Annotated in this window: 8 protein-coding genes; 5 read left to right on the top strand and 3 right to left on the bottom strand. The window is 67.0% G+C overall.

Annotated elements, in window-relative coordinates:
* The first annotated feature begins 81 nt into the window (after nt 1–81).
* The 5 genes from D7S86_RS17070 to D7S86_RS17050 all read left to right on the top strand — a co-directional run bounded on the left by D7S86_RS17070 (nt 82) and on the right by D7S86_RS17050 (nt 7,381).
* Nucleotides 82–840 (top strand): DeoR/GlpR family DNA-binding transcription regulator, encoded by a 759-nt coding sequence (locus D7S86_RS17070; protein ID WP_121088047.1) that lies wholly within the window; start codon nt 82–84, stop codon nt 838–840.
* A 77-nt stretch (nt 841–917) separates the two neighbouring features.
* The gene (locus tag D7S86_RS17065; RefSeq protein ID WP_121088137.1) at nt 918–2,003 is read left to right on the top strand and encodes a rhodanese-like domain-containing protein; all 1,086 of its coding nucleotides are present in this window, start codon (nt 918–920) and stop codon (nt 2,001–2,003) included.
* A gap of 341 nt (nt 2,004–2,344) precedes the next feature.
* Nucleotides 2,345–5,356 (top strand): HD domain-containing phosphohydrolase, encoded by a 3,012-nt coding sequence (locus tag D7S86_RS17060; RefSeq protein WP_121088046.1) that lies wholly within the window; start codon nt 2,345–2,347, stop codon nt 5,354–5,356.
* 141 nt (nt 5,357–5,497) lie between these two features.
* Entirely contained in the window at nt 5,498–5,986 is a 489-nt protein-coding gene (locus D7S86_RS17055) for a hypothetical protein (RefSeq protein WP_121088045.1), read from the top strand.
* Nucleotides 5,987–6,205: 219 nt separating this feature from the next.
* Complete coding sequence (locus D7S86_RS17050; RefSeq protein WP_121088136.1) at nt 6,206–7,381, top strand: NADH:flavin oxidoreductase/NADH oxidase; 1,176 nt, start codon at nt 6,206–6,208, stop codon at nt 7,379–7,381.
* 22 nt (nt 7,382–7,403) lie between these two features.
* Here the strand turns inward: D7S86_RS17050 and D7S86_RS17045 are convergent, their stop codons facing one another.
* The 3 genes from D7S86_RS17045 to D7S86_RS17035 form a co-directional block, all read right to left on the bottom strand.
* Nucleotides 7,404–8,954 carry a phospholipase D family protein gene (locus D7S86_RS17045; RefSeq protein WP_121088044.1) on the bottom strand — a complete coding sequence of 517 codons (1,551 nt, stop codon included), beginning with the start codon at nt 8,952–8,954 and terminating at the stop codon, nt 7,404–7,406.
* A 151-nt stretch (nt 8,955–9,105) separates the two neighbouring features.
* Nucleotides 9,106–10,629, bottom strand: coding sequence for an MFS transporter (locus tag D7S86_RS17040; RefSeq protein WP_121088043.1), 1,524 nt, complete (start codon nt 10,627–10,629; stop codon nt 9,106–9,108).
* A 64-nt stretch (nt 10,630–10,693) separates the two neighbouring features.
* On the bottom strand, nt 10,694–11,740 hold the full coding sequence (locus D7S86_RS17035) for a LacI family DNA-binding transcriptional regulator (RefSeq protein ID WP_121088042.1): 1,047 nt from the start codon (nt 11,738–11,740) through the stop codon (nt 10,694–10,696).
* Between the last annotated feature and the right edge of the window lie 122 nt (nt 11,741–11,862).

The following is an 11,862-nucleotide window of genomic DNA, read 5'->3' as shown; positions in this document are numbered from 1 at the left end:
TTCGACTGGATCGGGTATTCATGATATCGTGCAGTTTCGTGCAAATTCAAGAATATTCGTGCAAAAGCGAGCGAACCCAGCATGCTGACTCAACATCGCAAAGCCGCGATTCTCGACGCGCTCCGCCAGGACGGGCAGGTACTCGCGAAGGCGCTGAGCGAGCGATTCGAGGTGTCCGAAGATACGATCCGGCGCGATCTGCGCGAACTCGCGGCCGAAGGTTTGCTGCAGCGCGTGCATGGCGGTGCCTTACCCGCGTCGACGGCAGTGGCGCCGTTCGCGCAACGCCAGACGCAGGAGCCCGAGGCCAAGCTCGCGATCGCGAAGGCCGCCGCGGCGATGATCGAGGACGGACAAGTCGTCATCGTCGACGGCGGCACGACGTCGGCGCGTCTCGTCCAATGCCTGCCGCCGACGTTGTCGGCCACGATCGTCACGCACAGCCCGAGCGTCGCGGTGGCGCTCGTCGAGCATCCGCGCGTCGACGTCATCGTCATCGGCGGACGGCTGTTCAAGCATTCGATCGTGACGGTCGGCGCGGCGGCGGTCGAGGCGATCTCGCATATCCGCGCGGATCTGTACTTCATGGGCGTCACGGGCGTGCATCCGACGCAGGGGCTGAGCACCGGCGACCTCGAAGAGGCCTATATCAAGCGCGCGCTCGCCGCGCGCGCCGCCGAGACCGTCGTGCTCGCGTCGGCCGCGAAACTCAATGCCGCGTCGCCTTTCTCGATCGGCGACATTACACTGGCGCAGACCATCATCGTTGAACAAGAAACGGATCGCGCGCTAACGGATCCGATCGAGCGTCGCGGCGTGACGGTGCGGCGCGCCGGCTGAGGCCGGGCGCGCCACGCCACCCGCCGGCTCGTGCGGGACATCGCCATCGCGCGCGGCCGGCAGGGGAATCCACCGTGCTGATCTTTCGCCAATCGTTCGACCCGCAGTCGTCGACGTACACCTATTTGCTCGCCGACGCCGAGACGCGCGAGGCGGTGCTCATCGATCCTGTCTTCGAACAGGTGCGCCGCGATACGGCGCTCATCGGCGAGCTCGGCCTGCGTCTGATCGCGACGATCGACACCCATGTCCATGCCGATCATGTGACGGGCGCATGGCTGCTCAAGCAGCGCACGGGCAGCCGGATCGCGATCTCGGCGGCGTCGGGCGCGCAGGGCGCGGACCGGTATCTCGCCGACGGCGATCGCGTCGAATTCGGCGCGCGGCATCTGCGCGTCGCATCGACGCCGGGCCATACGGGCGGCTGCATCAGCCTGATGCTCGACGACCGCTCGATGGCGTTCACGGGCGACTGCCTGCTGATTCGCGGTACGGGCCGCACCGATTTCCAGCAGGGCAACGCACGCGCGATGTATCGCGCGATTCACGACACGCTGTTCGCGCTACCCGAACACTGCCTGCTCTATCCCGCGCACGACTATCGAGGCCTGACGGTCACAAGCGTCGGCGAGGAACGCCGTTTCAATCCGCGGCTCGGCGGCGAACTGTCGGAAGACGATTTCGTCGGGTCGATGCGCAATCTCCGTCTTGCTCACCCGAAGCAGATCGATATCGCCGTGCCCGCGAATCTCGAATGCGGCGCGCCGCGCGAACCGACGTCGGCATTGGCGCCGGCTCCGACCGTCGACCCGGACTGGGCGCCCGTCAACTGCACGTTTGCGGGGATCTGGGAGATCCAGCCGCAATGGCTCGAAGACCATCTCGACGCCGTGCAGATCGTCGACGTGCGCGAACCCGACGAATTCGACGGGCCGCTCGGCCGCATCCCGGGCGCGCAGCTGATCGTGCTCGGCGAGCTGGCCGAGCGCGCGGGTGAAATCGATCGAAACAAACCCGTCGTGACGGTATGCCGTGCTGGCGGGCGCTCGGCGCAGGCAACCGTCATACTGCGGCAGGCGGGTTTCGACGCGCTCGCCAATCTCGCCGGGGGTATGCTTCGGTGGCGCGCGGAAGGGCGCGTCGTCGAAAACGAAGCTGCTTAGCGGGTTGATAGCGGGCATCGCGGCCTTTTTCGAAGCCTTGGCGAGTGGGCTTAGTGAGCGGGCTAAGTGAGCGGGTGGAGTAAGTCCGCTTAGCTGGCCCCGGTGCCATAGCGAGTTTGTGCCGCCGAGTCGACTTCGGCAGTGTCGCCGTTCCAATGAACTGTTTCCGATCGTGTAACAAATCCGTGGCCGATGCGCGACATACCGTCGCGGGCCGCGCGGATTGCGTACATTGCGTGCCGTATCCCACTGTCGGCCGAGCGGCCGGCTGATCTAATGGCGTGATCAGGACGAGGTCCACGCCGTCCAAGACGCATTTCGTCCGAGGGACATAGCGGCTCATGAACACGCTTCGACGTTTTTTCCCGGTGCTGTCCGAGCGACGTCTCGACACGCACCTTGCCGTCATGTTCGGCATCACGACCGTGCTCGCGCTGGCCGCGATCGTGTTCTACGTGAACCGCGAAGTCACCGCGATTCTCGACGACGCGTCGTCGACGCTGTTCTCGCGCATGGCGAACGAAAGCCGCTCGCATGTCGACAAGAGCGTGGCGGGCGTCGACATGCTCGCGACGCTGTTCGCCTCCGATCCCGAGGCCGAACATTTCGACGACGCGAAAGACGACGCCTTTCTGCGCCGCCTCAAATTCGTGCTTGATTCGACGCCCGTCGTGTCCGCGATCTATATCGGCTACGACGACGGCGGCTTCGTGCTGCTGCGCCGGCTGACGTCGAGCGTCGCGCGCCAGACATTGGCCGCACCCGATCGCGCGCGCTATCTGCTCGAAGTGATTCGCGGCGACACGACGCCGCAACCCGCTTCGCTGATGTTTCTCGACGCGGCGATGCACCGGATCGGTACGGCGAACCGGCCCGACCTCGCATTCGATCCGCGCACGCGCGGGTGGTACCAGCAGGCGCGCGGCCGCCAGACATCGGTCTTGACCGAACCCTACCGGTTCTTCGTGACGGACGAGCGCGGCGTCACGATCGCGCATGCGCTTGAAGCCGGGCACGGCGTGATCGGCATCGATCTCGGGCTCGCGGATCTGTCGCAGGAATTGCAGCGCATGAAGAGCACGCCGTCGATGCAGTTGCTGATCGTCAACGCGAGCGGCGCGCTGATCGCGGCGAGCGATCCCGACGCCGAAGCGCGGCTCGCGCGCGAACTGCATGCGTCGTCGGTGCCGGGCGCCATCGCCGCAAGCGCCGACAGCGCATCGTCGCTCGCGCTGCAGGGCATCACGTCGGCGTTGCTCGGCGCATCGGCGGCGGGGGTCTCCGACGGGACGATGTCGCATATCACCGAAGGCGGCCGCTCGTGGTCGATTCGCACCGAGCCGCTACAGGCCGGTCCGTGGACCTTCCGGATGGCGATCGCCGCGCCCGACGACGCGCTGCTCGCGAGCGCGCGCCGGCTGACGTCGACGCTGAGCTGGTTCGGCATCGTGCTGTTCGTCGCCGTGCTGGTCGCGATCCGCGTGACGGCACGCGCCGTGAGCCGTCCGCTCAGCGCGATCGCGCGCGAGGCCCAGGCGATCCAGTCGTTCTATTTCGAGGACGACCATCACGGCCCGCGCTCGCCGGTCGTCGAGATCGCGTCGCTGTCCGAGGCGATCCGCAAGGCGCGCACGACGATCCAGCGCTTTATCGAAATCGGCCGCGCGCTGTCGGCCGAACGCGATCCCGAGCGCCTGATGGATCGTCTGCTCAAGGAGACGATCCGGATCACGGGCGCGCAAAGCGGCGTGATCTTGCTGACCGAGGACGAGGGCGCGACGTTCGCGGTCATGACGCGGCACGAGGGCGCGGTCGCGACCGAGCGCATGCTGTCCGGCTCGGACGAACTCGGCAAGCGCGTGATCGAGGCGCTCCAGCACAAGACCGTCTCGCATATCGAACTCGATGGCGCGACGAACAATGGCGTGCTCGCGAGTTTGATCGGCGAGGGCGAGCTTGGCGACGGCGAACGGCATCGCGTCTCCGTGCTGCCGCTGACGAGCCGCTCGGGCGACACGATCGGAGGCATGCTGCTCGGCATGCGCGCGCGTGCCGACGATCCCGGACAAGACAGTCATCTGGTCCTCGCGCACGCGTTATCGGGCAATGCGGCGATCGCGATCGAAACGATGCTGCTGCTCAAGTCGCGCAAGTCCTTGCTCGACTCCGTGATTCGGATGATCGCCGAGGCGATCGATGCGAAATCGCCGTACACGAGCGGGCATTGCGCGCGCGTGCCGGTGCTCACGCAGGCGCTCGCGCATGCCGCGTGCGACACGCGCTCGGGCCCGTATGCCGATTACGCGTTGACGCCCGAGGACTGGGAGGCCGTCGAAGTCGCTTGCTGGCTCCATGATTGCGGCAAGCTCACGACGGCGGAGTACGTGATCGACAAGGCGACCAAGCTCGAGGCGATTTCCGACCGGATTCACGAGATCCGCATGCGTTTCGAATTGCTCAAGGCGCACGCGCATACGACGTATTGGCAGGGCGTCGCGAACGGCGGCGATCGCGCCGCGCTCGAAGCCGTCCGCGATCGCACGCTGACCGAACTCGACGACGACTTCGCATTCGTCGCGACATGCAACGAGGGCGGAGAATTCATGGCGCCCGATCGCGTCGCGCGTCTCGAACAGATCGCCGCGCGCCGATGGACGCGCACGCTCGACGATCGCATCGGCATTTCGAGCGCGGAAAAGGCGCGCAAGAACCGCGTGCCCGTGCCCGTCCTGCCCGTCGACGAGCCCTTGCTCGCGGATCGCGCCGATCACGTGATCGAGCATTTCTCGAATCATTTGAGCGAACTCGAAGCGGGCGCGGGCTTCACGATGCGGCGTCCGGCGCATCGCTTGCATCTCGGCGAGCTTTACAATCTCTCGATCGGGCGCGGCACGTTGACCGCCGAGGAGCGCTTCGAGATCAACCGGCACATCACGCGCACGATCGTCATGCTCGAACAACTGCCGCTGTCGGGCGCGCTCAAACAAGTGCCCGAGTTCGCGGGCGGACACCACGAGAAGATGGACGGCACCGGATATCCGCGCGGATTGCGCCGTGCCGAGATGAGCCCGATCGCGCGCATGATGGCGATCGCCGACGTCTTCGAGGCGCTGACCGCCGGCGACCGGCCGTACAAGAAGGCCAAGCCGCTCAGCGAGGCCATCCGGATCATGGGCAAGATGAAGGAAGAGCATCATCTCGACCCCGATCTGCTCGATCTGTTTCTCTCGTCCGGCATCTGGCGCGACTATGCGCAGCGGTTTCTCGATCCCGCGCAGCTCGACGAGCCCGATATCGAGGCCGTGCTCGCGATTCGCGTCGAGCGCGACGAAGGGGCGCTCGAACCGCACTGAACCGGCGTGCAATGGGCTGCAAACGACGGTGCGCGGTGCGATGATGCGTCGAGCGCGCCGTCATCGTGGCGTCATCGTGGTGCGGCGCAATCGTGGGCTCGACCGTTTCCCTCTCTTGCCGCGTGGCTCCCGGGTGTCGCCATGAAAGCCGTCTTCCGATTCGCGTATTCGATCCTGATCGTCGTGCCAGTCGCGTGTTGGGCGCAGGTCGCCGCACCCGCCGCGCCCGCCGTGGGCGCGCCGCCGCTGCGTGTGCAGCTTGCGCATGGCGTCGCGGAACCGACGATCGACACGAATGGCTTCAAGGTGGATCCGGCCGTGCGTGACGAACTCGTCGCGTCGTTCAAGCAGCAGGTCGCGAAGGGCGGCGTCCCGCTCGCGGACGACGGCGTGCCGACGAAGCTCGTGTTTCTCGACTACAAGGCGCGCAGCGTCGAGGGCCGGCTGATTCTCGGCGGCCTCGACGGACGCGACCATATGAGTGTCGCGGTCTTCGTGGGCGAGACGCGGTTCGTCATCTCGCACTCGGGGTACTCGTCGATGAAGACGATCGACACGCTCGCCGAGCGTGTCGGTGCGGAGGCGGGCACGCGCGTGCTCAAGCTCGCGGGCAAGAGCACACCGCAATAGACGCGCGGGTCGACCGCACGCGCGGCTTCGAATAGCGATACCATCGCCGTCGTCGCGCCTCGCGCGCGGCGAACGCATGCGCCGCCTCGACCGATTCGCGTACCGAGCGTACCGAGCAGACGGCCGCGCTCATGCGATTCGCACTTGACCGATTCCGAACCCAACCTGGCGCCGTGCGTCGGCGAATGCGCCGCGCGTCGCCGATCGAAGGAGCGCGCTGTGGCTCAACCTGCCTTGTTCAAACCGATTCGGATCCGGAACCTGACGCTGTCGAACCGGATCGTGATCGCGCCGATGTGCCAATACTCGGCGCAAGACGGGTGCATGAACGACTGGCACCAGATGCATCTCGGACATCTCGCCTTATCGGGCGCGGGACTGTTGACGATCGAAGCGAGCGCCGTGCTCGCCGAAGGGCGCATCACGTATGCGGACGTCGGTCTCTACGACGACGCGACCGAAGCCGCGATGGCGAAGACGGTCGAATCGATCCGCCGCTGGTCGACCGTGCCGATCGCCGTTCAGCTCAATCACGCGGGACGCAAGTCGTCGTCGGAGGTGCCCTGGGTCGGCGGCGCGCAGATCGCGCCGTCCGATCCCGACGGCTGGCAGACGTTCGCGCCGTCGCCGATTCCGTTCAGCACGGGTCAGCACGCGCCGGTCGCGCTCGATGACGCGGGCCTGGCGAAGATACGCGATGCCTTCGCCGGCGCTGCACGCCGCGCCGCACGGATCGGCATCGATGCCATTCAGATTCATGCCGCGCATGGGTATCTGCTGCATCAGTTCCTGTCGCCGCTGTCGAATGCGCGCGCGGACGCGTACGGCGGTCCGCTCGAACACCGGATGCGCTTTCCGCTCGAGGTGTTCGACGCGGTCCGCGCGGCGTTTCCGGCCGACAAGTCGGTCACGGTGCGCGTCTCGGGCACCGATTGGGTCGAAGGCGGCTGGGATATCGAGCAGACGATTGCGTTCGCGAAGGCGCTCGAGGCGCGCGGCTGCGATGCGATCCATGTGTCGAGCGGCGGGCTGCATCCCGCGCAGCAGATCCCCGTCGGACCAAGCTATCAGGTGCCGCTCGCACGCGCGGTCAAGCAGGCGGTCACGATGCCGGTCGTCGCGGTCGGTCTGATCACCGAGCCGCAGCAGGCCGAGGCCATCGTCGCGACGGGCGACGCCGACATGATCGCGCTCGCGCGGACCGTGCTCTACGACCCGCGTTGGCCGTGGCACGCGGCCGCCGAGCTTGGCGCGCAAGTCCGCGCGCCGAAGCAGTATCTGCGCTCGCAACCGCGCCAGTACAAGGATCTGTTTCTCGATCAGCGCGCGGCGACGGCCGATCCGCACTGGAGCGCGATCGATATGAGCCGCGTCGTGTTCGAGGAAGAGGCCTGAGCGCGAGCGTGGCGGGGCGTGCCTAAAGCTGCGATTCGATCGGCAGCAGGCCAAGGAACCAGACTTCGATGCGGCGCATATCGGACGCGCCGGGTTCGGTCCGGTATTGCACGACGCTTCCGTCGGGCTCGGTCTGCAGCCAGACCAGATGCGCGGCGCCCTGCGCATCGGGTTGGAGTTCGACGTGCCATGCGGTGCGATTGAGTTGCGACTCGATGCCGTCGGCGACCTGCGCCGCGATTTCGGGGCTCATGCAATAAAGCCCGATCTCCGTGTTGAGCTCGACCGAGCGCGCATCGAGATTCATCGAGCCGATGAACACGGTCTGCCGGTCGAAGACGTAGGTCTTCGCGTGCAGCGACGCATGCGACGAACCGAACGTGGACTTGTGCGTCGGTCCTTCGTCGGGATCGGGCCGCAATTCAAAGAGCTGCACGCCGTCTTCGAGCAGCGTCTCGCGATATCGGCGATAGCCCGCATGGACCGCCGCGACGTCGGTCGCCGCGAGCGAATTGGTCAGCACCTTGACGTCGACGCCGCGGCGGCTCATGTCGTTGAGCCAGTCGAGTCCGTCCTTGCCCGGCACGAAGTACGGCGAGACGACGAGCATGCTGTGCGTCGGGCGCAGATTCATCTCGCGGAACTGCGTGATCAGATGGCCTTCGTCATCGGTTCGCGCGCGTTCGATCTTCGTGGGGTCGTCATACAGCAGCTTGGCCTGTCCCCATGTAAAGCCCGCATTGCCGTTTTGCGCGAGCGGACTGATGCGGCGCTTGGCTTCCTGCATATAGTCGCTGCTTTCCTCGCTCGCGAGATAGGCGTCGACTTTCGCGCGCAACGCGGGCAAGGCATCGGATTTCGCGCGTTTGCCCACGAGCGTCGCGATCGGGTAGGCCGCGTCCGAATTCCAGAACTGGTCGAAGGCCTTCGAGACGTCGCGTACGACGGGCCCGTGCACGAGCACGTCGAGGTCGCCGAAGCCGACCGTCGTCGATGCGCCGAAGTACTCGTCGCCGATATTGCGTCCGCCGATGATCGCCGCCTCGTTGTCGGCGATCATCGCCTTGTTGTGCATGCGCCGATTGATCCGCGCGAACTCGAACAGCGCCGAGAGCTTCTTGAATGTGCGGCCCGCGACGGGGTTGAACAAGCGGATCTGCACGTTCGGATGCGAATCGAGTGCGAGCAGCAACTGGTCGTCCGCGTTGGTGCCGAGGTCGTCGAGCAGGATGCGCACGCGTACGCCACGGTCGGCCGCGCGCAGCACGGAGGCGCCGAGCTTGCGACCGGTCAGGTCGTCGTGCCAGATGTAGTACTGGAGATCGAGCGTGCGGTCGGCGGCCTCGGCCAGCACGAGCCGTGCGACGAGCGCGTCGATCGCGTTGGGCAGCAGCGCGAACGCGTCGCTCGACGGATGCGCTTCCTCGCTGGCGTCGAATGCGAGGCCGAGCCGGGTGTTCGCCGTGTAATCGACCGCGTAGCTCGGCGTGCGGCCCGACAGCGACGGCAGGCTCGCGCATGCCGTCACGAGCAGCAGCGCGATGATGGAGAACCCGACGCGTAGCGCGCGCATAGTGTTTGGGTCGTGAAATCCGGCGGAGCGCCGTGGCCGCGGGAATGCGCCCGCGCGCGCCGACCCGGGCCTTCACGTGAACGGTGCGCGAGCGCGACACGCTGTCACGGCGCGCACGTCGCACCCGGGTGTGAACGCGATCCTCTCACATTTAGGTGCGCGAGCGCACAGCGTCATGCGCATGCTCGTGCGGATGGGCGCGCACGATGCACCCGAGCGCCGCGCCCGCGAGCAGCAACGCGACGCTCAGGCTCGCCGCGGCATGCATGCCCTCGACGATATGCGCGGGCGAGATCCCGCTCGCGAGTGCGCCGAAGGCGGCGACGCCGACCGCGCCGCCCGCCTGTCGCGCCGTATTGAGCACGGCGGACGCGGTGCCGGCGCGCGGTTTGTCGACCGAAGCAAGGATCGCGGTCGTCATGGCCGGCACGGCCATGCCCATGCCCAACGGAATCAGCAGGAACGCGATCAGCATGCCGGCCTGGGACGTCGCCGCGTCGAGGCGCATGAGCGCCGCATAGCCGAGCGCGGCCATCAGCGCGCCGCCGACCATCGGCACGCGCGAGCCGTAGTGCGCCACGACATGGCCGCTCAACAGATTCGAGATCAGAAAGCCGCCCGTGAGCGGCAGGAACGCCAGTCCGGCCGCGAGCGGCGTATCGCCGCGCACGCGCTGCAGGAACAGGCTCAGCACGAAGACCATGCCGTAGTACGAGAGATTCACGCAGATGCCGAACAGCACGGCCGCGCTGAACGTGCGATTGCCGAACAGCGCGAGCGGCAGCATCGGCGAGCGCGCGCGCGATTCGACCGCGATAAAGGCGATGGCCGCGATGAACGCGACGGCGAAGGCGCCCCAGACGATCGGATCGGCCAGCCCGCGCGGCCGGCATTCGATCGCGGCGCCCGTGAACGCGGTCAATGCGACGATCGCGAGCGCCTGGCCCGGGAGATCGACGCTGCGCGCGTTCGGGGCGACGCGTGCGCCGGCGTTTTGACGCGCGCCGGACGTCGCCGCTTTGTCGCCCCCATGCGGCGTACCGGCGGGCGTGCCGACGCGAACCCGCGCGGTATCGGCCTCGTCGCGCGGCGCCCAGGCGAGGCTCGCGAGCACGCCCGCGAGACAGATCGGCACATTGACGAAGAAGATGCTGCGCCATCCGAACGCGGCGATCAGGATGCCGCCGACGACCGGGCCGGCCGCGATCGAGACGGAGCCGGCTGCCGTCCAGAGCCCGACGGCCCGCGCGCGCAGCTTCGGATCGTGACCGCAGGCGCGATTGAGCAGGGCGAGCGAGTTCGGCAACATCGCGGCGGCGGCCACCCCCTGCAACGCGCGCGCGGCGATCAGCACGGCCGGCCGGGTCGCGATCGCACAGCCGAGCGATGCGAGCAGGAACAACGCGATCCCGCTCGTGAACATGCGCCGCGCGCCGAAGCGGTCGCCGAGCACGCCGGCCGACAGCATGAGCGCGGCGAACGCCAGCGTGTACGCGTCGACGATCCATTGCAGACCCGACACCGCCGCGCCGAGATCGATCGCGATACGCGCGAGCGCGATGTTGACAATGGTCACATCGAGTTGCGTGACGACGAAACCGACGCTGACCGTCGCGACGATCCGGGCGAGGGCGGGGGTGAATCCCGCGTGAGACGACGCAGTTGAGGTATTCATGACGCACATGCTGAACCGAAGCTCGGCAGTATGCTTCGTCCCGCGACGAAATATCGGCCAATCTTTACGACACGCGCTCCCTCACGCGCATCGTGGCCGTCGTCCCGCGCACGACGAGCTCCGTCGGCAGCACGACGCGCGGCGACGCGACGTCGATGCCGTTGATCTGCGCGAGCAGCGTGTTGACCGCCGAACGGCCCATCCAGACGAGGGGCTGCCGGACCGTCGTCAACGGCGGATGCGATTGCGCGGCCATCGGGATGTCGTCGAAGCCGATCAGCGAGATGTCGTGGGGCACCGAGAGGCCCGCATCCTTGATCGCATCGAGCGCACCGAACGCGGCCATGTCGTTGACCGCGAAGATCGCGCTCGGCGGCCGTTTGAGCGCAAGCAGCCGGCGCGCGGCCTCGAAGCCGCCGCGCTGCGTGAAGTCGCCCTGCGAGATCAGTTGCGGATCGACGCGAATGCCGTGCTGGGCGAGCACGTGCTGATAGGCGAGCAGCCGGTCGGCCGCGGCGCCCGGTTCGTCGGGCCCGGTCAGAAAGCCGATGCGCGCGTGACCGAGTTCGATCAGATGCCGCATCGCGACCGTCGCGCCTTCGTAATGATTCGACGCGATCGTCGGCAGCGCCGCGAACTCGCCGCGATGATCGAGCATGACGATCGGCATGTTCGCCGCGTAGAGCGCCTGCAGATAGTCGTTCGCACCGCGCGGCAGGATCGCGATGAGGCCGTCGGCGAACTGCTGGAGCAGCCGCAGCACCTCGTCGTGGCTGCGCCGGCTCTCGTCGAACAGCGTATAGACGAGCATTTCGTAGTCGACCTTGCGCGCGGCCTCGCCCGCGCCGATCAGCACCTGTCCGATGAACTGGTTCGTCAGATCGGGGGCGAGCACGGCGATGATCCGGCTGCGGCCGTTCGAGAGCTTGCGTGCCGCGACGTTGACGCGGTAGCCGAGCTGGGTCGCGATGCGCACGACCTCACGCCGCGTCTTCGCGGAGACGCCGCTACGGCCGTTGAGCGCGCGCGACGCGGTCATTTGCGAGACCCCGGCGCGCTCGGCGACATGCGCGAGCGTCACGGGACCGTCGCCGATTCGGGGCTTGTCCATGCATTGAGTCCTTTCGTATGCGACGGATCATAACGTTAGCGATAACGTTAAACAACGCGTAAAAACGTTGTGAAAAGCACTGCAACGAAGCGACAGACCCATGATGCATAAGGGTTTTTCCG

This window comes from Pararobbsia silviterrae, assembly GCF_003628125.1.
Taxonomy (GTDB): Bacteria; Pseudomonadota; Gammaproteobacteria; order Burkholderiales; family Burkholderiaceae; genus Pararobbsia; species Pararobbsia silviterrae.
Note: the sequence above shows the minus strand (reverse complement) of the source record. Positions and strands in the feature narration are given on the sequence as shown.